This window comes from Nesterenkonia sp. PF2B19 (genome assembly GCF_001758425.2).
GTDB lineage: Bacteria > Actinomycetota > Actinomycetes > Actinomycetales > Micrococcaceae > Nesterenkonia > Nesterenkonia aethiopica.
Map to the genome: position 1 here is coordinate 1 of NZ_MDSS02000056.1, position 23,246 is coordinate 23,246.

A 23,246-nucleotide genomic window follows, 5' to 3' on the forward strand; every position below is an offset into this window, starting at 1 on the left:
CGGAGCCCGCGCCGGGGCCTCGATCGCCGGCGACGCAGACCCCGACCAGGACGCCGTCGCCGCCGAGGCCACGAGCCCCGTGGGCGGCACGGACGTGATGGGGCTGCTGCGCACCGCGGTGAGGTCACGGCAGCCGGTGTGGCTGCGCCGGGTCGACGCCGAGGGTCGCGAGCACACGCTCTCCGGACTGCCGACGGCGCTCAACGCCGGACGGGTGCGGATCCGCCAGCTCGCCGGGGAGGGCGAATCGGTGCTGCTGGTCCACCGGATCACCGCGGTCCGGCTGCTGGATGAGACCGGGGACGAGACGCCCGAGAAGCCTGGGGAGGGAGCCGCGCCATGACCGGACCGCTGATCGTGCAGTCGGACAAGACGGTCCTGCTGGAGGTGGACCACGAGCAGGCCGACGCCGCACGCCGAGGCGTGGCCGCGTTCGCCGACCTGGAGCGCGCCCCCGAGCACGTCCACACGTACCGGATCACCCCTCTGGGCCTGTGGAACGCCCGCGCGGCCGGGATCGACGCGGAGACCGTGGTGGACACCCTCCTGGAGTTCTCCCGCTTCCCGGTCCCCCACTCGCTGCTGGTGGACATCGCCGAGACCATGGACCGCTACGGCCGGATCCGCCTGGAGAAGGACCCGCAGCATGGTCTGGTGCTGCGCGGTGAGGAGCCGGCGATCGTCGAGGAGGTCTGCGGCGCGCGGACGGTCGCCCCGCTGCTCGGGCCGCAGATCGACGACGCCACGGTGGCCGTGCACGGGCAGGCCCGCGGGGAGCTCAAGCAGGAGCTGGTGCGACTGGGCTGGCCGACCGAGGACCTGGCCGGGTTCGTCGACGGCACCGCCCACCCCATCGCGCTGCGGCAGGAGGACTGGGCGCTGCGTCCCTATCAGAAGGAGGCGGTGGACAGCTTCTGGGCGGCGGGCTCCGGCGTCGTCGTGCTGCCCTGCGGGGCGGGCAAGACTCTGGTGGGCGCCGGGGTGATGGCCACTTCTGCGACTATCACGCTGATCCTGGTCAACTCCACGCTCTCGGCCCGGCAGTGGAAGGACGAGCTGCTGCGCCGCACCTCGCTGCAGGAGGACGAGATCGGCGAGTACTCCGGGGACCGCAAAGAGGTCCGCCCGGTCACGATCGCCACCTACCAGGTGCTGGCGGTGCGCCGCGGCGAGCTCTATCCGCATCTGGAGCTGCTGGATCAGCACGACTGGGGGTTGATCATCTATGACGAGGTCCATCTGCTGCCCGCCCCGATCTTCCGCCGGACGGCGGACCTGCAGGCCCGCCGTCGGCTGGGGCTGACCGCCACTCTGATCCGGGAGGACGGCCGGGAGCGGGAGGTGTTCTCGCTGATCGGGCCGAAACGCTACGACACCCCGTGGAAGCAGATGGAGGCCCAAGGGTGGATCGCTCCGGCCCAGTGCGTGGAGATCCGGGTGGACCTGCCGCGCGGGGAGCGGATGGACTATGCCTCCGCCACCGATCGCGAGAGGCATCGGCTGGCCGCGGGCACCGCGGCCAAGGACGACGTCGTCGCCCGCCTGGTGGCCCGCCATCGGCACCGCGGCGAGCGGATCCTGGTGATCGGACAGTTCGTGGAGCAGCTGGAGTCCCTCGGGGAGCGGCTGGGTGCGCCGGTGCTGACGGGATCGACGTCGACGGCGCAGCGGCAGCGCCGGTTCGACCAGTTCCGCTCCGGGGAGCTGGATGTGCTGGTCGTCTCCAAGATCGCGAACTTCTCCATCGATCTGCCGCAGGCTTCGGTGGCGATCCAGGTCTCCGGGACGTTCGGCTCGCGGCAGGAGGAGGCCCAGCGGCTGGGCCGGCTGCTCCGCCCGGGCGGGGGCGATGAGGCGAAGCGGGCGCATTTCTACTCGATCGTCGCCCGGGACACCGTGGACATGGACTTTGCGGCCAAGCGGCAGCGGTTCCTGTCCGAGCAGGGCTACGGGTACACCATCCTGGACGGCTCCGATGTGGTCTGAGCGTGGCACTGTCTCCGGCCCGCTGCGCAGGCGGAGCCCGGCAGACCCTTACTGGGCGCACAGGGCACGTCCAGCTGACTCCCAGACAACGGAGGGACACTGGCGCCGTGACTGAGAAGACTGCCGAAGCCAAGCTGCTCGTCGTCGACGACGAGCCCAACATCCGCGAGCTGCTCGCCACCTCCCTGCGTTTCGCCGGGTTCGAGGTCGCCGCGGCCTCGAACGGGCGCGAGGCGCTGGACACGGCCGAGGAGTTCCAACCCGATCTGGCCGTGCTGGACGTCATGCTCCCCGACATGGACGGCTTCACGGTGACCCGGCGGCTGCGCGCGGCCGGCAAGCACTTCCCGGTGCTGTTCCTCACCGCCCGCGACGACACGGACGACAAGATCACCGGCCTGACCGTCGGCGGCGACGACTACGTCACCAAGCCCTTCTCCCTGGACGAGGTCGTCGCCCGCATCCGGGCCGTGCTGCGTCGCACCGCGCCGTACCAGGACGAGGACGCCGTCATCGTGATCGACAACCTGGAGCTCGACGACGACGCCCACGAGGTGCGCCGCGACGGCGAGATGGTGGACCTCTCCCCCACCGAGTTCAAGCTGCTGCGGTACCTGATGATGAATCCGAACCGGGTGCTCTCCAAGCAGCAGATCCTGGACCACGTCTGGGAGTACAACTTCAACGGGGACGCCTCGATCGTGGAGTCCTACATCTCCTATCTGCGTCGCAAGATCGACTCCGGGGCCGAGGGCGCCCCGATGATCCAGACGAAGCGCGGCGTGGGCTACGTGCTGCAGACCTGGGAGCGGAGGCAGCGCTCCCAGGGGATGTCGCACTGAGCCCCCAGGCATGGCCTTCACACCGGTCCGTTCCGCCGCGCGCCGATGGCGCAGCGCCTCGCTGCGCACTCAGCTGGTCTTCATCATCTCGGGCCTGTTGCTCCTCACCCTGGCGGTGACGACCTTCGTCTCGGCGTCGCTGTTCCGTCAGGAGCTGCTGCGCAGCCTGGACGAGGACCTGTACACGAACCGGAACAACATCTCGATGTACCTCACCGAGATGGGATCGGACCCGGAGGATCGGGCGAACGCCTTGGCGATCCTGCGCTTCTACGGGGTGCTGCTCACCAATGACGGCCAGCCGATGGAGTACAGCGCCACCCACCGGCGTGTGGAGGGCCAGGACCTGCCGGAGATCCCGCCGCTGACGGCCGAGGACGTGCTCGCGCAGGCGGGCCAGTCCTTCGAGGTGCCCGGCACCGAGGAGGGTTCGCGCGGCTGGCGCGTGCAGGTCTACCGCCTCGAGTCCGGGGAGGCCTCGCTGGCGATCGCGCTGCCGCTGGAGGACGTGGACACCTCCGTGGAGCGCGCCACCTTCCTGGTGGCCACGATCGGCCTGCTGGCCACGCTCGGGGCCTCCACGATCGCCTATGCGGTGGTGACCCGCGCCTTCCGGCCGCTGTTCCGGGTGGAGAAGACCGCCGCGGCGATCGCCGGCGGGGACTTCTCCCAGCGCGTGGAGACCACCGCGCCGCCGGAGACCGAGATCGGCCGCCTGTCGAGCTCGTTGAACGTGATGCTGGAGCACATCGAGGAGGCCTTCCAGGCCAAGACCGCCTCGGAGCAGAAGATGCGCCAGTTCATCCAGGACGCCTCCCATGAGCTGCGCACCCCGCTGGTGACCATCCGCGGCTTCTCCGAGCTGTACCGGCAGGGCGGGGTCAGCGACAATCCGGAGGCCGTGGGCGCGGCGATGAGTCGCATCGAGTCCGAGGCCAAGCGGATGGGCCAGCTGGTGGAGGACATGCTCACCCTGGCCCGGCTGGACGAGCAGCGTCCGCTGCAGCTGGCCCCGGTGGACCTGAACCTGATCGCCCACGACACGGCCATGGACATGGGCGTCAACGCCCCGGACCGCACGGTGCAGGTGGTGGGGCTGCACGGCGGCTCGCCGGCGGCCGCCCCGGTGCTGGGGGACGAGGGCAAGATCCGCCAGATCGTCACCAACCTGGTGACCAACGCCCTGCGCTACACCCCTGAGGGATCCCCCATCGAGCTGGTGGTGGGCACGGAGTCCCTGGTGGCCGGGCGCACCGATTCCGTGCTGCAGGTCCGGGACCATGGGGAGGGGATCTCCGAGGAGGACGCCGCACGGATCTTCGAGCGCTTCTACCGAGCCGACAACTCCCGGGACCGGGGCACCGGCGGCACGGGCCTGGGACTGGCCATCGTCGCGGCCATCGCCGCCCAGCACGGCGGCACGGTCCGGCACCAGCAGACTCCGGGCGGCGGGGCCACGATGACCCTGCGGCTGCCGATGGTGGAGCCCAGCGACCAGTCCGACCACGAATCCGATGTGGAGGATCATGAGCTGGCGGAGCTGCAGGACGGTCCCGTTCCTCCACAGGGACGGTCCGACGGCGACGACACGCCCGGTTCCTCCACAGGCCGCTGATCCTCCGCGACGGCGACGGTCCGCTCCTCCTACTGTGGGGAGCGTCCCGCCCATCGACGGAAGGAAGAGCCGATCATGGCAGTGCTGCAGATCGACACCGCGGACCTGATGGCCAAGTCCCAGACCGTGGAGTCCACCCTGACCCGCATCCAGACCGACGTGAACTCCATGGAGTCCCAGCTGCGCCAGCTGCAGGAGTCCTGGAAGGGCTCGGCCTCCACCGCGTTCCAGGAGGTGCTGACCCAGTGGCGCAGCACCCAGGTGCAGGTGGAGCAGTCGCTGGCCAGCGTCCGGCAGGCGATGGCCGCGGCCTCCTCGCAGTATGAGGAGACGGAGTCCGCGAACACCCGCATGTTCGGCCGCTGACGGGCGCGCCCCGGGCGGGCGCTGCGATTCCCCTGAGCATGACGAGAGCCCCGCAGGCTGATGCCTGCGGGGCTCTCGTGCTGCTCAGCGCGACGGGCCGGGCATGATCACATCATGCCGCCCATGCCGCCCATCGGGTCCATGCCCTCGGCGCCGGCGCCGCCGGCGTTCTTCTCGGGCTTGTCGGCCACGACGGCCTCAGTGGTGAGGAAGAGGCTGGCGATGGAGGCCGCGTTCTGCAGTGCCGAACGGGTCACCTTCACCGGGTCGTTGACGCCGGCGGCCAGCAGGTCCTCGTACACGCCGGTGGCGGCGTTGAGACCGGTGCCGTCGGCCAGACCCTTGACCTTCTCGGCCACCACGCCGGGCTCGAGGCCGGCGTTGATGGCGATCTGCTTCAGCGGGGCCTCCACGGCGAACTTCACGATGTTCGCACCGGTGGCCTCGTCGCCCTCCAGGGACAGGGACTGGAACGCCCGGGCGCCGGCCTGGATGAGAGCGGCGCCACCGCCGGCGACGATGCCCTCGTCCACGGCGGCCTTCGCGTTGCGCACGGCGTCCTCGATGCGGTGCTTGCGCTCCTTGAGCTCCACCTCGGTGGCAGCACCGGCCTTGATGACGGCCACGCCGCCGGCCAGCTTCGCCAGGCGCTCCTGCAGCTTCTCGCGGTCGTAGTCCGAGTCGCTGTTCTCGATCTCGGCCTTGATCTGGGAGACGCGGCCGGCGATCTCGTCGGCGTCGCCGGCGCCCTCGACGATGGTGGTCTCGTCCTTGGTGACCACGACCTTGCGGGCGGTGCCCAGCAGGTCCAGGGTGGCGTTCTCCAGCTTGAGTCCGACCTCCTCGGCGATGACCTGGCCACCGGTGAGGATGGCGATGTCGGCCAGCATGGCCTTGCGGCGGTCGCCGAAGCCGGGGGCCTTGACGGCCACGGACTTGAAGGTGCCCTTGAGCTTGTTGACCACCAGAGCGGCCAGGGCCTCACCCTCGACGTCCTCCGCGATGACCAGCAGCGGCTTGCCGGACTGCATGACCTGCTCCAGGACGCCGATGACGTCCTTGACCGAGGAGATCTTGGAGTTCGCGATCAGGATGTACGGGTCCTCGAGGACCGCTTCCTGACGCTCGGCGTCGGTGACGAAGTAGCCGGAGAGGTAGCCCTTGTCGAAGCGCATGCCCTCGGTGAGCTCGAGCTCCAGACCGAAGGTGTTGGACTCCTCGACGGTGATGACGCCTTCCTTGCCCACCTTGTCGAGCGCCTCGGCGATCAGCTCACCGATCTGGTTGTCGGCGGCGGAGATCGATGCGGTGGCGGCGATCTGCTCCTTGGTCTCGATCTCCTTGGCGGACTTGAAGAGCTCCTCGGTGACCGCCTCGACGGCCTTGTCGATGCCGCGCTTCAGGCCCATCGGGTCGGCACCGGCGGCCACGTTGCGCAGGCCCTCCTTGACGAGCGCCTGGGCCAGCACGGTGGCGGTGGTGGTGCCGTCACCGGCGACGTCGTCGGTCTTCTTGGCGACCTCCTTGACCAGCTCGGCGCCGATCTTCTCGTAGGGGTCCTCCAGCTCGATCTCCTTGGCGATCGAGACGCCGTCGTTGGTGATGGTGGGGGCGCCCCACTGCTTCTCCAGCACGACGTTGCGGCCGCGGGGGCCCAAGGTGACCTTGACGGCGTCGGCGAGGCTGTTCAGGCCCCGCTCGAGGCCCCGGCGGGCCTCTTCGTCGAATGCAATGGTCTTAGCCATATCGGCACGTGTCCTTCCTGGACTGCGGGTGATGATGATTCAGACGTGTTCGCGTCAATCGGGTCGAACCTTGAGAGGTGCCCGCGACGGACGGCCGCACCCCCGCGTCACCGGGGGCGCATGGTTTCGGTGGCCTCACCTGTTCAGGTTCATCCCACTCGCCGCCGCAGGAGGCTGCACCCGTCACCGGGCTGGCAGTCTCCGGGGGAGAGTGCTAGCTCAATTTTTAGCACTCTGTGCAGGCGAGTGCAAACCCCTGAGGTGAGCTCCCGCCTGCTGCTGCGCGGCTGATCTCACTCGGCGAAATCGCCGTCGACCACGACGGCCACCGAACTCCACGCGCTGTTCTCCTCCACCCGCTCGATGCCGAGATTCTGCCCCACGTCCTCGGCGTGCTCCTCGGAGCCCGCCGGGTAGAAGACCACGGGGGTGTCGACGTCGTCGTAGGTCCACTCGGCCACGTAGGTGACGTTGTAGCCCATCTCCTCCAGCGTGGCCGCGGCCTCGGATTCGGCGCCCTCGTAGCCCAGGACCTGTACGGCCGCCTCGGTGTCCGCGGCGGTGCCGGTGGGCTCCTCCTCGGCACCCTCCTCGCCGTCCTCGGCGGCGCCGTCCTCGGAACCCTCGTCCTCGCCGTCGGACTCCTCCTGGGCCTGGTCCTGATCGGAGGCCTCGGTGTCGCCGTCGCGCAGGGTGGGCAGCACGAAGTAACTGACGACGCCGACCGCCAGGGCCAGAACCGCGAGCAGCCCGATCCACTTCAGGCCCCCGCCCCGGGAGCCCGTGGAGGCCTCGGCCGGGGCACGGTGCTTGCCGGCCTCGCCCTGCTGATAGGGAGGGACGTCGTCGAACTCGTCGTGCGGGAACTTGCTCATGGTGTGGCGATCCTCAGGCTGTGCGCGGACTGCGGACGGACGGTGAGGCGGACCGGAGAGCCCGGCCCGCTCGTGGCATCGGAGCTCAACATCCCGGAGCTCAACATCTCAGGGCTCGTCATCTCAGGGCTCGTGATCGCGGGACTCCTCATCTCGACGGTCACCGGCGGGAGGCCCGAGCCCGCTGCCGCGCGTCGCGTTGGCGGCGCAGGCGCTTGACGAGCATGGGGTCGTGGGCGAGGGCCGCCTCGGAGTCGATGAGCCGGTTGAGCAGCTGGTAGTAGGACACCGCTGAGATGCCCAGCTGATCGCTGATCGCCTGGTCCTTGGCCCCGGCGTACTTCCACCATTGGCGCTCCAGGGCCAGGATCTGCTGCTCCTGCTCGGTCAGTTCCCCGGCGTCAGACGGCGCGTCCGCGACCTCGTCACGGGTGACGGCTTCGGCCGAGCTGGCAGAGCTCATCGATGCCTCCTGATCTCGATTCGGGCCGATGCGCGACCGGCCCGCTGGTTCTGCGCCCATCCTACGGCCCGGAGCAGGCACGACGGCGCATATCACCCGCTGTGTGTTCGCTGCCACAGGGACGCCCGGCGCACGGCGGACTCTCCCCAGTCCGGCCGCGCCCCGCACGTCGAGGAGTCATTTCCCCGCGCATCACCCCCTGGGCAACGCGCGCAAGCTTTCTGAGATGCACCGGAAATCGCCTCCTGGATCCTCCGCGGACCACCTCCGGGCGCATGACGAGCGACCACGTACCTCCCAGGCAGCCTCTAAGGTGGTGGCCCATGGAGCTCTCCGAGAACCTCGTCGCACCTCTGGAGTCCGGCTGGGAGCGGGCCCTGGCCGAGCAGGAGCCGCAGTTCGCCCGCGTCCGCGAGGAGCTGACCCGCCGCCGGGCCTCCGGCGAGCACGTGCTGCCCGCCCCGGAGGCCGTGCTGCGCGCCTTCCGGCAGCCCTTCGACGACGTCCGGGTCCTGATCCTCGGCCAGGATCCCTACCCCACCCCGGGGCATCCGATCGGCATGTCCTTCGCCGTAGCCCCGGATGTGCGGCCGCTGCCCCGCAGCCTGCAGAACATCTTCCGAGAGCTGCATCAGGACCTCGGCATCGAGCCCGCTCCGCATGGCGATCTCACGGCGTGGAGCCGGCAGGGGGTGCTGATGCTCAACAGGGTCCTCACCGTCACCGCAGGCAGCCCGGGCTCGCACCGGGGCATCGGATGGGAGCAGATCACCGAGGCCGCCGTCCGGGCGCTGGTGGCCCGGGACACCCCGCTGGTCTCCATCCTGTGGGGCGCCGATGCGCGGCGCCTGCAGCCGCTGCTGAATGCGGGAGACCACACGGCAGTGATCACCAGCCCGCACCCCTCGCCGCTGTCCGCCCATCGAGGCTTCTTCGGCTCGCGGCCGTTCTCCCGGACCAACGACGCTCTGCAGCACCTGGGCGCGGCTCCGGTGGACTGGCGCCTGACCGCACCCGCCTGACCGCACCCGTCTGACTGCTCAGCGGCGTCGGCCGCGGGACCGCTCGTTGGACTGCAGCCCCGAGGTGAACGGACGCATCAGCACATCGCCGAGCACGATGCCGGCGGCGATGCCCAGGATGATGATCAGGGCGCTGAACAGCTCGGTCAGCCCGCCCATCATCGAGTCCACCAGGGTGACCTCGGGGTTGTCGAGAGCGATCTGATACATGCCCCGGAAGACCATGAGACCCGGGAGCATGAACATCATGCCCGGCACGGCGACCACCAGCTGCGGGGCGCCCATGCGCAGCGCCACCACACGGCCCAGCGCGCCGACCACCGTCGCGCCCAGGATCGGGGTCATCCGCTCCCCCAGCCCGATCAGCTCACCGGCATAGAACAGCAGGAAGCCCAGGGCCGAGACGGCACCGGTGGGCAGCAGCATCTTCCAGCGCGCCTGCTCCACGACGGCGGCGGCCATCGCGGCGACGAACACCAGCGCCACCAGCACGGTCGGATGGTAGATGCGGGTCAGCCCCACCGCCACCTCGATGTGCGGGGCACCCAGCAGGTCGGCCAGCACGACGCCGGCCATGATGCCCGCTGTCATCCCCGCGAAGGCGATCATCGCGGAGACCAGACGTCCGGCGGACGTGATGGGGAAGCCGTTGATCGCGTCCTGGATGGCGGAGACCACCCGGGCCGAGGGCAGCAGGATCATCAGCCCGCCCGCCACCACCATGGACGGAGTGATGGGCGCGTCCAGCATGAAGGCGCCCATGGCGATGAAGGTGGCCATGAAACCGCCGGCGGCCAGGGTGAAGAACTCCGGGACCCTCCAGACCGCCAGCTGACGGGTGATGCCCAGCACCACCAGGGTCGCGGCGAAGCCGAGGGCGGCGTCCAGAAGCGGGGCTCCGAGGAAGCTCGCGAACAGGCTGGCGAACAGAGCTCCGGCCAGGTTCACCATCCAGCGCGGATACGGCTTGGGCTCCCGGGTGATCTCCTGGAGCCGCTCGGCCGACTCGCCGCGGGTGAGCCGCCCGGAGATGATGTCGGTGACCAGCTCATGCACCGCGGCCAGGGCCTTGTAGTTCCGGGACCAGGAACGCACCACGCGCACCCGGGAGTAGGGGATCTTGCCGTCCGGTGCCCAGTTGAGGCTGATCGACTGGTTGGTGATGTCGACGTCGGTGTTCTTCATCCCGAAGGCCGCGGTGACCGCGATGATCGAGGTCTCCACCTCCAGGGCGCCGGCCCCGTACCGGAACAGCGCCTCCCCCAGGTCGAGGACGAAGGCGATCGTGGCCAGTTCGTCCGAGTCCACCGGCTGCTCGGCCTGACGGGGGTTCGCGTAGGGGGTGCCCACGAGTCGGTCCACCAACGGCACGGCCTGGGTGTGGGTCGTCTCGGCCCGCATGATGCGGCGCAGCACGTTCTGCGGCCGCACCTTCTGCTCGAACACGGAGCGGTCGAACAGCGGGGGCAGCTTCAGCTGGTCCGCCAGTTCGTCCCTGCGGGGCGGAGCACGGAGCGACGACGGATCGGTTCGCTGGCGGGCGCGGCGGAGACCTCGTGCGGGTCCGCCGCCAGGGCGCGGTCGCCGGGGATCTGAGGCCCCAGCGCCTCGGTCTGGGCCCAGTCTCCGACGGGGGTCCACTCGCCGGTGGACACCCGGTCCGCAGGGCGCTCCGGGTGCCCCAGCTCCTGACGGGCTTCATCGAAGGTGTGCGTGTGGGGCCGCGGCAGCGGTGAGGTGGGAGGACCGGACTGGACGTGCTGACCGGGATGCCCAGGATGCCCGTGCTGGCCGAGGTCAGGCCTGTCGACCGGGGAGTCATAGAAGGCGTCGGGGGCGTACTCGTGGCGGACCGCCTCCACTTCGGCCTGGGCGGCTTCCTCCTGGGCACGCTCGGCAGCCTCGGCGTCGTATTCCTCCCATTCCAAGGTGGCCTCGGCCTCTCGGGAGGCCTGCCAGGAGGAGGCGATGCTGCCGGTCAGGGCCCGGACGAATCCGGTGGAGGTGTCCTCCTCCTCGTCCTCGCCGGCGGAGGCTGGCCGCACCACCGGGATGAGGGTGACCTCGGCGTCGGGCTCGGAGATGACGGGGTCGATGGCCTCGACGGCGTCCGTGCTGGCATGGTGCTCCCCCAGCCCGTGCTGGTCGCCCGACGTCCCCGGCCCGCCCGACTCGTCCGGACCGGCCACGCCATCCGCCCCGCAGCGGGCCTCGTCCTCGTGCGGCTGGACGTCGCGGGTGCCCCTGCGGCCCTGCTGAGCTGCCACTGCCCCTCCCTTCAGGATGTCTCGGATCGTCTCCCAATCTACGCGGTGGGGCTCGCGGCGGGGTCGAGCGCCCGAGGCGTCGTGGGGTCCTTGGCCCGCCGATCGCCGATCGGGACGATCTGGAAGCGGGCGACGGTACAGAACCGCCCCGCCGGTCGCCGGCCAGAGTGGCGGCGGCCCGACAGGGCGGTGTGCTGCGAAATGGTGGATCCGAATGGACTCGAACCATCGACCTCTCGCGTGTGAAGCGAGCGCTCTAACCATCTGAGCTACGGATCCGTGCGTGATCTCGCCGGCATTCAGCCTGCCTGCGAGCGCCAGAAAAGATTAGCACCTCGGGCCCCGATTCGGAAAACCGGGGCCCGGGGCGCCCGAGGCGATGCCGCCGAATCAGGCGAGCGCCTCCTCCAGCGGGGTTTCGCCGTCGTAGAAGTTCACGGTCCGGCGCACCGCGGCGCCGGCGGTGAGCACATGGGTGATCGCCTCGGCCACGTTCTCCCGGGAGGCCCCGACCTCCGCGGCGTCGGGCCTGCGGCCGTCGATCAGCCCGCCGGCGTCGACCACCTGCAGTCGGCGCGTGGCCGGCTGCTGGGTCAGCGAGCCGGGGCCGAGGATGGTCCAGTCCAGAGCGGTGCCGCGCAGGTGGGAGTCGGCGTGGTGCTTGGCCTCCGCGTAGGGGTAGAAGGAGCTCTCCTTGTCCAGGGTGTCCACGTCGGTCTCGGCCCGGACATAGGAGACCATCACGTAGCGGGTGACCCCGGCCTGCTCCGCGGCTTCCATGGACCGGACGGCGGCCTCCAGGTCCACCGCGCGGGTGCGGGCAGGATTGCCGCCCCCGGCACCGGCGGAGAAGACGACGGCGTCTGCGCCGTCGAAGGCCTCGGCGAGCTGGTCGACGTCGGCGTTCTCGATGTCCAGGACCACCGGAGTGGCCCCGGTGGCCGCGACGTCGTCTCGGTGATCCGGGTTGCGGATGAGCGAATCCACGCTCCATCCGGCGGAGACGAGCTTGGGGGCGGCGAGCATCGCCACCTTCCCGTGGCCGCCCAGGATGACGACGCGCTTGTCCTGTGCCATGGAATTCTCCTTCGGTCGATCTCGGGATCGGGCAGGCGCCCTGCTGAACAGGTTCGCCTTCTGGCACAACATCTGCACGGTCCAGCTATTCCTCCCACCAGGCCCGCTGCGACGCCCCTCCGGCTGGTTCGCCATGCCGAACACATGGCATGATGTACCGAACGAAGGAGGTTTCATGGCTGAGCAGGATCATCACGCACTGCGGGCGCACATCGCCGCGGCGGTGCGCGCCGAACGACAGCAGGCCGGGCTCTCGATCAGCGAGCTCGCCCGCCGCGTCGGCATCGCGAAGTCCACCGTCTCCCAGTTGGAGTCCGGACAGGCGAACCCTAGCGTGGAGACCCTGTGGTCCATCGCCTCCACCCTGGGCATCCCCTTCGCCCGCCTGGTGGAGGCCCCTCCCCGCGGACCGCGGATCATCCGCGCCGCGGACCGCACCCCGGTGCCCTCCGCCGAGTCCGACTACCTGGCCACTCTGCTGCACACCGGCCGGAGCTCCGCCCAGAGGGACCTCTACGTGGTGAGCCTGGAGCCTGGGGAGCCGCGCAGCGCCGCACCGCATCCGCCGGGCTCCGTCGAGCACGTGGTGATCGGCTCCGGCAGGATCCGCCTCGGTCCGGAGGATGCACCCTTCATCCTGGAACCCGGCGACTATGCCACCTTCGCCGGCGACGTCCCGCACACCTACGAGGCCCTCACCGCGGGCGCGTGGTTCGCCCTGCTCATGGAGCATCCCGCCGGCACCCCGGGAGGCCCGCGATGACGCCGGCCACCCGGATGGGACTCTCCATCGCCGCCGCCGTCTCCCTGTACGGGCTCTCCTTCGGTGCACTGTCCGTGGCCTCAGGACTGACGCTGTGGCAGACGGTGGCACTTTCGGCCCTGCTGTTCTCGGGCGGGTCCCAGTTCGCCTTCATCGGAATCCTGGCCGCCGGCGGCTCCGGGGGCGCCGCACTGGGCGCCTCGACGCTGCTCAGCGCACGGAACACCATCTACGCGGTGCAGATGAAGGCCATGTTCGACCCCTCGGGCTGGCGGCGCTGGGTCAGCGCGCAGCTCACCATCGACGAGTCGGCGGCCAACGCCATGAGCCAGACCGACCCCGAGGAGCGGCGCCGCGAATTCTGGGTGACCGGTCTGGGCGTCTATGTCGGGTGGAACCTCGCCACCGTGGTCGGCGCCCTGCTGGGCGACTTCGTGGCGGAGCCGGAGGCGCTGGGGCTCGACGGGGCGGTGGTCGCCGCCTTCCTGGGCCTGCTGTGGCCGCGGCTGAGGTCTCGGGAGCCCTGGGCGCTGGCCGTAGTGGCCGCCCTGGTCACGGTGCTGACCATGCCGATGCTGCCGGCCGGCGTGCCGGTGCTGCTGGCAGCTGTCGTCGCGGCGTCCTGGGGCCTGGTCACCCGCGGCCGGAGCGGAGGCGCCGAGTCGACGAGGACGCACAAGGAGCACGAGGAGGTCCGCCCATGACGCTGTGGCTCTGGGTCCTGCTGGCCTGTGCGGCGGTGTACGCCACCAAGCTCCTCGGCTACCTGGTGCCGGGTTCCTGGCTGGAGCACCCGCTGGTCGGCCGGCTCTCCACCCTGATGACGGTGGCGCTGCTGGCCTCCCTGGTGGCCATGAACACCGCTTCAGGCGATGGCGGCGTGGTGCTCGACGCGCGGGTCGGCGCCCTGCTCGCCGCCGCCGTCGCTCTGCTGCTGCGGGCCCCGTTCCTCGTGGTGGTGATCGCCGGAGCCGGAGCCGCCGCGGGCCTGCGGGCCCTCGGCATCGGCTGACCCGTGACTTACGCACTCAGGGCCTGACCACCCACTGCTGGACTGCTGTGGGCTGGTCGCCGTCGGCCATCACGATCACCTCATGCCGCCCCGGCGCAGCATCCTCCGGGACCGTGACGACGAGGTCAGCCGCCCCGTGCGCATCGGTCTCCCCGGCACCGAGCACCGAGGCCTCATCCCGGGCGCCGGCAGGGCTCAGCAGAAGCTCCACCGCGGTGCGGGGCGGCAGACCGTCGAGCCGGAGCTCCCGCTCGTCGCCGGCGACGACCTGGTGACGGGCCCGCTCGTGCGAGCCCTGACCGCCACCCGTGCCGGGGCCCGGAGCACCGGCCTCGCCGTCGTCACCCGTGTCGATCCCCACGGGCAGGGTGAACTCCCAGCCGTCGGCGAGCTTCTCGGTGACCACGGTCTCCACCGCGGAGATGGTGCCCCACCGGTCCCCGCCGCCGTCGTGGACGAGCACCAGCTCGCCGGGCACGATGGCCTCCCGCAGGTTCTCCGTGAGGATCTGTTCGTCCTGGGTCTCACAGTCGGCGATCGTGTTGACCACCGCGAGTGGCTGCATCCCCAGTTCGACGGCGACCTCCGGCGTCTGCCCCCAGCTGCCGTTGGGCGCCCGGAAGAACGGCACGGGCGCCTGGGGGTCGTCGAGGGCATCGCGGATGATCTCCAGCGTCTCGGTCAGGTCCTGACGGATCTCCTCGGACTCCCACCCGGCCATGTCCGCATAGCTCGTGGTGTGATTGCACAGCACATGGCCGTCGTCGACGATCCGACGCAGCAGCTCCGCACCTCCAGGGGCGGTGATGTTCTGCCCGATCACGCAGAACACCGCCCTAATGTCACGCACGGCCAGGAGGTCCAGCAGCGCGTCGGTCTCGCCGGGATTCGGGCCGTCGTCCACCGTGAGCGCGACGACGACGCCCACCCCCTGGGCCTGGCGGACCAGCTCCGGCACCGGATCGGGGTGGCCGCCGGTCGGCGCGGAGCCGCCGGAGCCGCCCGGTGCGGCCTGGGCGCCGGGGCCGAGGGCGGCGAGCATCATACCCCCGGTGAGGGCGGCGGTGAGAGCGGTGCGAGCGAACCTGACCATGGCTGTCCTCCTGTGATCTGCGACACGGCAGGAGCGTAGCGGCATTTACGAACTCCCGCGCAACAATGTCGCTCGATCCGCGCGGCGACGCCGGGCGAACGCTCCCCACGTGACCCGCCGACGCGCCGGGACCGCTACCCGCTGGCGACCCATGATCGACGCTGCGAATTTTCAACACATAGGCGTTGCGTATTCCTGATCCACTCTGTAAGGTGGTCCTCACTTGGGTGCGACAGGGGCCCGCTCGGTGCGGGCGGGCCCCGCTTCCCACCCAGGGAAGAACATCGGCGCCGGCAGGACGAACGCGGCGCCGGACGCGGCCCTGCCAGACGGCCGCAGACCTCACGCAGACAGACGACGCCGGGCCCGGCAGAGATGATCAGGTGCATCTCTTGCCGGGCCCGGCGTCGTCTGTGGATCCCGCCCGCTCTCAGCGGGCGATTCTCAGTGGGCGGCTCTCAGTGGGCGGCGGCCGGCGCGGCCTCCCCCTGGTCCGGTCGGCCATGCTCCGCAGGTCCCCACCCTCGGCCTCTCCGGCCTTGGTGGCGCGCAGAGTCAGCCCGAGGGCCAGGGTGCCCAGGCTCATCACGGCAGCCGTGCGGAAGGCGGTGCGGAAGCCTTCGACGGCGGCGGCGTCAGGGTCCAGCCCGCGAGCCGTCGCGGCGGCCGCACCCAGGCCCAGCACGGTGACCAGCAGCGCAGTGCCGACGGCGGCGGCCAGCTGCTGCAGGGTGTTCAGCACCGCTGAGCCGTGGGAGTACAGCGGCTGCGGCAGCGGATTCATGGCCGTGGTGAAGGCCGGGGTGAACAGGCAGGCCAGCCCGAAGCTGAGCACCAGGTGCAGCCCGAGGACCGCCCAGATGCTGCTGTCCGGGCTCAGCAGGCTCATCAGGAACAGCGCGATGACCAACAGGGAGGCCCCGGGGACGACGAGCGGCTTGGGGCCGACGCGGTCATAGAGGCGCCCGACGATCGGAGCCAGGAGCGCCATCAGCACGCCGCCAGGCAGCATCAGCAGGCCGGTCTGCAGCGTGTCCAGACCGCGGACCTGCTGCAGGAACAGCGGCAGCATGATGATCGCGCCGAACAGGGCGATCATCATCAGCAGCATCATCAGCAGCGAGCGCGTGAACATGGTGTACCGGAACGGCGAGAGATTCAGCAGCGGGTTCCCGCCCTTCTGCAGGCGGATCTGCAGCCAGGTGAAGGCGGCCAGGAACAGCACGCCGACGATCAGCACCACCAGGGCGACGACGTCGACGCCGGCTTCGACGGTCTCATCCACGCCGGCACCTTCACCGTGGCCACCGCCGAGCTGGCTGATGCCGTAGACGACTCCGGCGAAGCCGGGCACCGAGAGCAGCAGCGAGGGCACGGACAGTCCGCCGCCCTTGACTCCGGGGCTGCTGTCCAGACGGGGACGCCCCAGCACCAGCGCCACCAGGGCGATGGGCAGGATCATCAGGAACAGGAACCGCCAGTCGGCGATGTGCAGGATCAGCCCGGACAGCGCCGGACCGGTGGCCGGAGCCACCGAGATCACGATGGAGATGTTCCCCATGACCACCCCGCGGCGCTGCAGCGGCACCAGGGTCAGCGTGGTGGTCATCAGCAGGGGCAGCATCATCGCGGTGCCGGCGGCCTGCACGATGCGACCGACCAGCAGCATGGGGAACCCGAAGGCGGCCGCGGCGATCGCCGTGCCGAGGCTGAAGAGCACCATGGCGATGGTGAAGACGGTCCGCAGGCTGAACCGCTGCATCAGGTAACCCGTGGTGGGGATGACCGTGGCCAGGGTCAGCATGAACGCGGTGGTCAGCCACTGGATGGTGGTCTCTCCGACCTGGAACTCCACCATCAGCGGCTGCAGGGCGACGTTCATGATGGTCTCGTTGAGGATCATGATGAACGCGGCGATGAGCAGCGTGCCGATGGTGAACTTGTCACCGGCGGGCATCCTGGGCACCTCGACGGGGGGTGCGGGCGGCGGGGTTGACGGTGCGCTCATGAGGCCTCCGGAGACGATGATGGTCCTGCAGGTCCGTGCCTCGGAGGCACGGACCTGCAGGACTCACGGTGGGTCGATGGTCAGACGGCGGCGCCGCATCCCGTAGCAGGGAGGGAGGGCTGCCGCATGGCACCGGGCATCGTCGCGACAGCGACGGAGAGGCACAGGGTGCATGCTAGTCCGCTTCAGTCAACCGGCGGCCCGGCGCAGGTATTCCCGATCGTCGGTGAGATCTTCTGAAGATCAGGCGGACATCGACGCATGCGCGCCGCGCATGGAACGCCTGTCCTCGGGCTGTCCGCGGGCTGTCCGCGGGCTGTCCGCGGATCCGGGATGCTGTGGAGCCCCCTGCCGGGTTCGAACCGACGACCTGCTGTTTACAAGACAGCTGCTCTACCAGCTGAGCTAAGGAGGCGTGGCGCCGCAGCGCCGGAGACCCATCCTACCGGCGGATCTCCTCAGGTGACCAGTTCATGGTCGGACGACCCTGCGGGCGGAAGCATGGCCCCCGCCCGCGGTCCGCAGGATCAGGACTCGTCGTCCGCGTCCCCGTCGGCGTCTTCAGCGTCAGCATCCTCGTCGTCGGCGTCCTCGTCGGCGTCCGCGTCGCCGATCCTCGACTCGACGAACTCCCGGAAGCCCATCTCGGAGGTGCTCCAGTCCTCGTCGTCGAGGTAGACGGTCGGCGTCCCGCCCACACCCTGAGCGGAGGCCTGGCGCGAGGTGTAGGTGACGAAGGCCCGGTAGGTGCCACCCTCCACGCAGGACTCGATGTCCGCACCGTAGGCCTCGGCCCGAGCGACGAGCTCGTCGTTGGACAGCTCCCCCTGCGGCTGGTGCGTCACGACTTCGGCCAGGTAGTCCAGGTAGTTCTCCGGGGACTCCTCCGCCATGCAGACCGTGGCGTTGGCCCCTCGCGAGGAGTAGTTGGTGGTGGAGTTCTGGTCCAGGAACCCGACCATGCGGTACTCGACGGTGATCTGGCCGGCGTCGACCCATTCCTTGATCTGTTCGCCGTGCTCAGTCTCGAAGTTGGCGCAGTGCACGCAGTTCACGTCGGCGTAGACCACCAGATGCGGGGGCTCACCCTCCTCGCCCGGCTCCACACCGATGGGCAGCTCGGTCTCGGACTCCGGCACGTCCGAGGCGTCGACCGTGCCGAGGTCGGCCCCGTCGATGATCTCGGTGGCCGAGGTCAGCGTGATGCCGCCCTGCTCGTTCGCCGAGGCGGGAGCGGGGCCTTCGCTGGCGGTCATCCGCTCCTGACCGGCGCGCTGATTGATGATGAAGAAGGTCAGACCCACCACGACGGCGAGCGCCACCACGATCACGCCGACGCGCAGCATCACGGAAGTCCTGCGCTGCTTGGCCTCCTCCTCCTGCTGGATGCGTCGGGCCTGGTCGCGGGCGCTGCCGCCCGAGGTCTGGGGATTTCGAGCCATCATGTCTCCGAAGATGTCGTAGTGCCGGCTCCGCGCAGGCGGATCCGGGGAACGGTCGCATCCAGGGTAGCCCCTCACTCCGGGGGTTTCCTGGACGGGTCGGCTCCCATGACGGCGGCGTCGTGGCTGGTCACGACGCCGTCGCCGCGCTGACAGGGCTCAGCCGGCCGGAGGTCGATCTTCCTCACATTCAGGCCCGGAACGGCGCCGGTCCGGGTAGAGTTGCGCCACACAGGATGCGACGGGCGTCACAGGCCATCGCCGGTGGTGATGGTCGCAGCGGACGCCGTCCTCGAGAGGAAGGGAGTTCGCGCTGATGGCTCAGAAGAGCGGGTACGACTTCGTGGTGGTGGCCAATCGGCTCGCCGTGGACCGGATCACCACTGAGGACGGCGGGACGGGGTGGCGCCGCTCCCCCGGCGGACTGGTCACCGCTCTGGCCCCGATCATGGCGCAGTCCGACGGCGCCTGGGTGGGCTGGCACGGTGCGGCGGATGAGACGCTGGAGCCGTTCGACCACGCCGGCATGCACCTGGTGCCCGTCCGGCTGAGCGAGCAGGAGGTGGAGGACTACTACGAGGGGTTCTCCAATGCGACGCTGTGGCCGCTCTACCATGATGTGATCGCCCGCCCGGAGTTCCACCGCCACTGGTTCGAGGCGTATCGACGGGTGAACCGGCGCTTCGCAGAGGCCGCGGCCGCCGTCGCCGCCGAAGGTGCGACCATCTGGGTGCAGGACTACCAGCTGCAGCTGGTGCCCGCCATGCTGCGCGAGCTGCGCCCGGATGTGAGGATCGGGTTCTTCAACCACATCCCCTTCCCTCCCCCGGGACTGTTCTCCCAGCTCCCCTGGCGGCATTCGGTGCTGCGGGGACTGCTCGGCGCAGACCTCATCGGCTTCCAGCGCGAGTCTGACGCCCGGAACTTCCAGCGGGTGGTGCGCCACCGGCTGGGCTACTACATCAAGTCGGACCAGATCTACGTCCCCTCCGAAGAGCCGGAGCCGGACCAGCTGTCCTCCCTGCCCGGCCTGCATCCGGACCCGGCGCGCGGCACGGTCGCCCGCCAGGCGGCCGCCCCGCAGCAGGGCGACTACCGCATCGCGGAGGCCAAGGCGTTCCCCATCTCCATCGACACCCAGAAGATCGTGGAGCTGGCGGAGCGCCCGGACATCATCGCCCGCTCCGAGCAGATCCGGCGCGAGCTGGGCAACCCGGAGACGATCTTCCTGGGCGTGGACCGCCTGGACTACACCAAGGGCATCCGGCACCGGATGAAGGCCTACGAGGAGCTGCTGGCCGACGGCGAGCTCACGGTGGGCCAGGCCTGCCTGGTGCAGGTGGCCAGCCCCTCCCGGGAAGGCGTGGAGTCCTACCGGCTGCTGCGGGAGGAGATCGAGTCCACCGTCGGGCGGATCAACGGCGAGTACGACACCCTGGCCCACACCGCGATCCGCTACCTGCACCACTCCTACCCGGTGGAAGAGATGGTGGCGCTGTATCTGGCCGCCGACGTCATGCTGGTCACCGCGCTGCGCGACGGCATGAACCTGGTGGCCAAGGAGTATGTGGCCGCCCGCAAGTCGGGACAGGGCGTGCTGGTGCTCTCCGAGTTCACCGGCGCGGCGGACCAGATGCGTCAGGCGCTGCTCATCAATCCCCATGATGTGGACGAACTGAAGACTGCGATGGTCAAGGCCGCCACCATGGAGCCGGAGAATGCGCGACGGCGGATGCGCAGCCTGCGCCGTCAGGTGGTCTCCCACAACGTGCAGCGCTGGGCCGAGGAGTTCCTCGAGCGTCTGGCGGAGCTGCGCTGATCGGGAGATACTCGAGCCATGACCACAGATCACGCTCCACGGGACGCCTCCGTGACGGCGCTGGACGGTGACCTGGTGGCCGCCCTGCGGCGCTTCGCCGCGCTGCCGAAGATCCTGGTGTGCCTGGACTTCGACGGCTGTGTGGCCGAGCTGGTCCCCGACGCTGACGATGCCCGGCCGGTGCCGGCCAACGCGGAGGCGGTCCAGCGCCTCTCGGAGTTCGACGGGGTGCGGGTCGCCTATGTCTCCGGGCGCGGACTGGACACGCTGCGGGAGATCGCCGCGCCGCCGTCGGGAACCCTGCTGATCGGTTCCCACGGCGCCGAACGGGATGTGGCGGACCTGGCCGAGGAGGATGCGCAGCTGGTCCTGGCCTCGAAGCAGGAGGCCGCACGGACCCGCCTGCTGGAGGTCTTCGAGACCATCGCGGCCCACACCGACGGTGCCTGGGTGGAGCACAAGCCCGCCGGGGCAGCCATGCATGTGCGCAAGGTGCCCGACGCCGCGGAGGCCGAGCAGGTGCTCACCGAGGCGCGCGCCGCCGTCGCTGCCCTGGACGAGGTCCACCCGAAGGAGGGCAAGGCGGTGCTGGAGGCCGTGGTCGTGCAGGCCACCAAGGGCGAGGGCATCACCGAGCTGCGCGAGCTGGTGTCCCCGGATGCGGTGTTCTTCGCCGGCGACGACGTCACCGACGAGTTCGGATTCGCGGTGCTGGCCGGTGCCGACGTCGGGGTGAAGGTGGGCGTGGGTGAGACCCGCGCGACCACAGGATCGGGGCTCCGCCCCAGCTGGCCGATGTGCTGACCGTGATCGCAGACGCCCGCGAGCGGGCCGGAGCCGCAGGGGCCCCGGCCGCAGAGAAGGAGCAGCAGTGAATCCAGTCCCAGGCCTGAGCCTGACCGCCTCCGGCACCATCCCGCAGGAGCTGCTGGACCTGCCGTGGCATCTGCCGCTGGTGGAGTGGCCGGAGGACGTGATCGCCGCGCTGCCGCGAGGCATCTCCCGGCACATCGTGCGCTTCGCCCATCTGGGCGGGTCGATCATCGCCATCAAGGAGACCTCGGAGCGGGCCGCCCGGCACGAGTACCGGATGCTGCGCCGGCTGGGCCGGTTGGGCGCGCCGTGCGTGAAGCCGGTGGCCGAGGTGACCGGTCGCACCCGGGAGGACGGCACTGCGCTGTCCCCGGCGCTGATCACCCGGCACCTGCGGTTCTCGCTGCCGTATCGGGCGGTGTTCAACCAGATGATGCGCAAGGAGACCCTGCACCGACTGATCGACGCCCAGGCGCTGCTGATGGTGGAGCTGCACCTGATCGGCTTCTACTGGGGCGACGTCTCCTTGTCGAACACCCTGTTCCGCCGCGATGCCGGCCAGTTCGCCGCCTACCTGGTGGACGCCGAGACCGGGGAGATCCACCCCGAGCTCTCCACCGGACAGCGCGAGTACGACCTCGAGCTGGCCCAGGTGAACATCGCCGGGGAGCTGATGGACCTCATGGAGGGCGGCATGGTGGACGAGGAGGTCGATCCCATCGCCACCAGCCACCAGTTCATCGACTCCTACCGGGGCCTGTGGAGCGAGCTCACCGGGGACACCGCCTTCAACCCGGACCAGCAGTGGCTGATCGAGGAGCGGATCCGCCGGCTCAACGAGCTGGGCTTCGACGTCGAGGAATACGATATCCGCTCGGCCAGCGCGGACGGCAAGCTGCTGCTGCGCCCCAAGGTGGTGGACCCCGGGCACCACCAGCGGCGGCTGATGAACCTCACCGGCCTGGACGTGCAGGAGAACCAGGCCCGGCGGCTGCTGGGCGCGATCGACGCCTACCGGGCGCAGACCGACCCGCACGGGGATGAGGCGGTGGCGGCCCATATGTGGACCCAGCAGGTGTTCCAGCCGCTGATCGCCCAGATCCCCCGGGAGCTGCGGGACAAGCTGGAGCCGGCCGAGCTGATGCACCAGCTGATCGACCACCGTTGGAAGCTCTCCGAGCGGGAGGGCCGCGACGTGGACCTGGCCGATGCGCTGCCCAGCTTCATCGAGGAGGAGCTGCGCGGCTACCGGGACGAGGCGGTGCTGATGATCAACCCGCCCACCGATGTGATCGAGCAGCTGGAACGCGGAGAGCGCGACGACGAGGACGACGACGGCATCAGCTTCACCGGGGAGGACGACGCCGTCTGGGCGGCGGACCCGGAGTGACATGGGGCGCGACAAACACCCCTTGATATCCACATCATGGATTTATGATTCCGCATAGCGATACACTGGCGGAGTCCCTGACCCCTCTCGAGGAGACCTCATGACACGCCTTCAGGTGGGCCAGCCGGCCCCCGCCTTCACCCTGTCCGACGCCGACGGCAACCAGGTCAGCACCGCCGACTTCGCCGGGCAGCACCTGATCGTCTACTTCTACCCCAAGGCCGCCACGCCGGGCTGCACCACCGAAGCCTGCGACTTCCGGGACAACCTGGCCTCCCTGCAGGCGGCCGGCTACGCCGTCGTCGGGGTCTCCCCCGATGAGCCAGAGGCGCTGCGCCGCTTCACCGAGGACCAGCAGCTGACCTTCCCGCTGCTCTCCGACGCCGACCAGGCCACCGCCCGCGCCTACGGCACCTTCGGCACCAAGAACCTCGGAGACCGCACGGTGGAGGGCACCCTGCGCTCCACCTTCGTCATCGACCCCGAGGGCACCCTGCGCCACGCAGCCTACGAGGTCGCCGCCGACGGGCATGTGGCCGCCCTGCGCCGCACCCTGGGAGTCTGAGCTCGGCGCCTGAGCGCCGTCCGCGCTCCGCCCCGCACCAGACCCAGACGCCGCGGGCCCCGACCAGATCTGGTCGGGGCCCG

Annotated in this window: 21 protein-coding genes, 2 tRNA genes and 1 pseudogene; 13 read left to right on the forward strand and 11 right to left on the reverse strand. The window is 70.1% G+C overall.

Annotated elements, in window-relative coordinates:
* The 5 genes and pseudogenes from BCY76_RS18235 to BCY76_RS13780 form a co-directional block, all read left to right on the forward strand.
* Window positions 1-343 (forward strand): annotated as a pseudogene (locus tag BCY76_RS18235) (hypothetical protein); the annotation flags it as partial.
* Window positions 340-1,986, forward strand: coding sequence for a DNA repair helicase XPB (locus tag BCY76_RS13765; protein WP_070162344.1), 1,647 nt, complete (start codon window positions 340-342; stop codon window positions 1,984-1,986). The pseudogene BCY76_RS18235 and the gene BCY76_RS13765, both read left to right, overlap by 4 nt.
* A 107-nt stretch (window positions 1,987-2,093) precedes the next feature.
* Complete coding sequence (locus BCY76_RS13770) at window positions 2,094-2,828, forward strand: response regulator transcription factor (protein ID WP_070162346.1); 735 nt, start codon at window positions 2,094-2,096, stop codon at window positions 2,826-2,828.
* Between the two features lie 10 nt (window positions 2,829-2,838).
* Window positions 2,839-4,443 (forward strand): sensor histidine kinase, encoded by a 1,605-nt coding sequence (locus BCY76_RS13775; RefSeq protein WP_083277777.1) that lies wholly within the window; start codon window positions 2,839-2,841, stop codon window positions 4,441-4,443.
* A 75-nt stretch (window positions 4,444-4,518) separates the two neighbouring features.
* Entirely contained in the window at window positions 4,519-4,809 is a 291-nt protein-coding gene (locus tag BCY76_RS13780; protein ID WP_070162348.1) for a WXG100 family type VII secretion target, read from the forward strand.
* 107 nt (window positions 4,810-4,916) lie between these two features.
* Here the strand turns inward: BCY76_RS13780 and groL are convergent, their stop codons facing one another.
* The 3 genes from groL to BCY76_RS13795 form a co-directional block, all read right to left on the reverse strand.
* On the reverse strand, window positions 4,917-6,554 hold the full coding sequence (gene groL / locus BCY76_RS13785; protein ID WP_070162350.1) for a chaperonin GroEL: 1,638 nt from the start codon (window positions 6,552-6,554) through the stop codon (window positions 4,917-4,919).
* 293 nt (window positions 6,555-6,847) lie between these two features.
* Entirely contained in the window at window positions 6,848-7,429 is a 582-nt protein-coding gene (locus BCY76_RS13790) for a LytR C-terminal domain-containing protein (protein ID WP_070162352.1), read from the reverse strand.
* A 160-nt stretch (window positions 7,430-7,589) separates the two neighbouring features.
* The gene (locus tag BCY76_RS13795) at window positions 7,590-7,892 is read right to left on the reverse strand and encodes a DUF3263 domain-containing protein (RefSeq protein WP_070162354.1); all 303 of its coding nucleotides are present in this window, start codon (window positions 7,890-7,892) and stop codon (window positions 7,590-7,592) included.
* 323 nt (window positions 7,893-8,215) lie between these two features.
* On the opposite strand from BCY76_RS13795, the gene BCY76_RS13800 reads away from it, so the two are divergent.
* Window positions 8,216-8,914, forward strand: a complete 699-nt coding sequence (locus BCY76_RS13800) for a uracil-DNA glycosylase (RefSeq protein WP_070162357.1) — start codon at window positions 8,216-8,218, stop codon at window positions 8,912-8,914.
* 18 nt (window positions 8,915-8,932) lie between these two features.
* On the opposite strand, the gene BCY76_RS13805 is transcribed toward BCY76_RS13800, so the two are convergent.
* From BCY76_RS13805 to BCY76_RS13820, 4 genes are all read right to left on the reverse strand, one after another.
* Window positions 8,933-10,360, reverse strand: a complete 1,428-nt coding sequence (locus BCY76_RS13805) for a threonine/serine ThrE exporter family protein (protein ID WP_083277778.1) — start codon at window positions 10,358-10,360, stop codon at window positions 8,933-8,935.
* 26 nt (window positions 10,361-10,386) lie between these two features.
* A complete protein-coding gene (locus tag BCY76_RS13810; protein ID WP_085437821.1) occupies window positions 10,387-11,181 on the reverse strand; it encodes a hypothetical protein in 795 nt (264 codons plus the stop codon).
* A 202-nt stretch (window positions 11,182-11,383) separates the two neighbouring features.
* A tRNA-Val gene (locus BCY76_RS13815) sits at window positions 11,384-11,460 on the reverse strand.
* A 111-nt stretch (window positions 11,461-11,571) separates the two neighbouring features.
* Complete coding sequence (locus BCY76_RS13820; RefSeq protein ID WP_085437822.1) at window positions 11,572-12,258, reverse strand: SDR family oxidoreductase; 687 nt, start codon at window positions 12,256-12,258, stop codon at window positions 11,572-11,574.
* 175 nt (window positions 12,259-12,433) lie between these two features.
* Here BCY76_RS13820 and BCY76_RS13825 point away from each other — a divergent pair, with 175 nt between their 5' ends.
* From BCY76_RS13825 to BCY76_RS13835, 3 genes are read left to right on the forward strand one after another with little or no spacing between them, the layout of a single operon-like run.
* Complete coding sequence (locus BCY76_RS13825) at window positions 12,434-13,021, forward strand: helix-turn-helix domain-containing protein (RefSeq protein WP_070162373.1); 588 nt, start codon at window positions 12,434-12,436, stop codon at window positions 13,019-13,021.
* The gene (locus BCY76_RS13830; RefSeq protein WP_070162365.1) at window positions 13,018-13,725 is read left to right on the forward strand and encodes an AzlC family ABC transporter permease; all 708 of its coding nucleotides are present in this window, start codon (window positions 13,018-13,020) and stop codon (window positions 13,723-13,725) included. The genes BCY76_RS13825 and BCY76_RS13830 overlap by 4 nt, the downstream gene beginning before the upstream one ends.
* Window positions 13,722-14,033, forward strand: coding sequence for an AzlD domain-containing protein (locus BCY76_RS13835; protein WP_070162367.1), 312 nt, complete (start codon window positions 13,722-13,724; stop codon window positions 14,031-14,033). The genes BCY76_RS13830 and BCY76_RS13835 overlap by 4 nt, the downstream gene beginning before the upstream one ends.
* Before the next feature lie 16 nt (window positions 14,034-14,049).
* On the opposite strand, the gene BCY76_RS13840 is transcribed toward BCY76_RS13835, so the two are convergent.
* The 4 genes from BCY76_RS13840 to BCY76_RS13855 all read right to left on the reverse strand — a co-directional run bounded on the left by BCY76_RS13840 (window position 14,050) and on the right by BCY76_RS13855 (window position 18,579).
* Window positions 14,050-15,126, reverse strand: a complete 1,077-nt coding sequence (locus tag BCY76_RS13840) for a polysaccharide deacetylase family protein (protein ID WP_201791143.1) — start codon at window positions 15,124-15,126, stop codon at window positions 14,050-14,052.
* A gap of 430 nt (window positions 15,127-15,556) precedes the next feature.
* A complete protein-coding gene (locus BCY76_RS13845) occupies window positions 15,557-17,083 on the reverse strand; it encodes a DHA2 family efflux MFS transporter permease subunit (protein WP_237090173.1) in 1,527 nt (508 codons plus the stop codon).
* 390 nt (window positions 17,084-17,473) lie between these two features.
* Window positions 17,474-17,549, reverse strand: a tRNA-Thr gene (locus BCY76_RS13850).
* Between the two features lie 112 nt (window positions 17,550-17,661).
* Window positions 17,662-18,579, reverse strand: coding sequence for a DsbA family protein (locus BCY76_RS13855; protein WP_139827811.1), 918 nt, complete (start codon window positions 18,577-18,579; stop codon window positions 17,662-17,664).
* Between the two features lie 313 nt (window positions 18,580-18,892).
* Here BCY76_RS13855 and BCY76_RS13860 point away from each other — a divergent pair, with 313 nt between their 5' ends.
* The 4 genes from BCY76_RS13860 to bcp all read left to right on the forward strand — a co-directional run bounded on the left by BCY76_RS13860 (window position 18,893) and on the right by bcp (window position 23,163).
* Window positions 18,893-20,395, forward strand: coding sequence for an alpha,alpha-trehalose-phosphate synthase (UDP-forming) (locus tag BCY76_RS13860; RefSeq protein ID WP_070158725.1), 1,503 nt, complete (start codon window positions 18,893-18,895; stop codon window positions 20,393-20,395).
* An 18-nt stretch (window positions 20,396-20,413) separates the two neighbouring features.
* On the forward strand, window positions 20,414-21,199 hold the full coding sequence (gene otsB, locus BCY76_RS13865; RefSeq protein ID WP_083277266.1) for a trehalose-phosphatase: 786 nt from the start codon (window positions 20,414-20,416) through the stop codon (window positions 21,197-21,199).
* 67 nt (window positions 21,200-21,266) lie between these two features.
* Window positions 21,267-22,598 carry a DUF4032 domain-containing protein gene (locus tag BCY76_RS13870; protein ID WP_070158724.1) on the forward strand — a complete coding sequence of 444 codons (1,332 nt, stop codon included), beginning with the start codon at window positions 21,267-21,269 and terminating at the stop codon, window positions 22,596-22,598.
* Window positions 22,599-22,698: 100 nt separating this feature from the next.
* A complete protein-coding gene (gene bcp / locus BCY76_RS13875) occupies window positions 22,699-23,163 on the forward strand; it encodes a thioredoxin-dependent thiol peroxidase (RefSeq protein ID WP_070158723.1) in 465 nt (154 codons plus the stop codon).
* The last annotated feature ends 83 nt before the right edge of the window (window positions 23,164-23,246 follow it).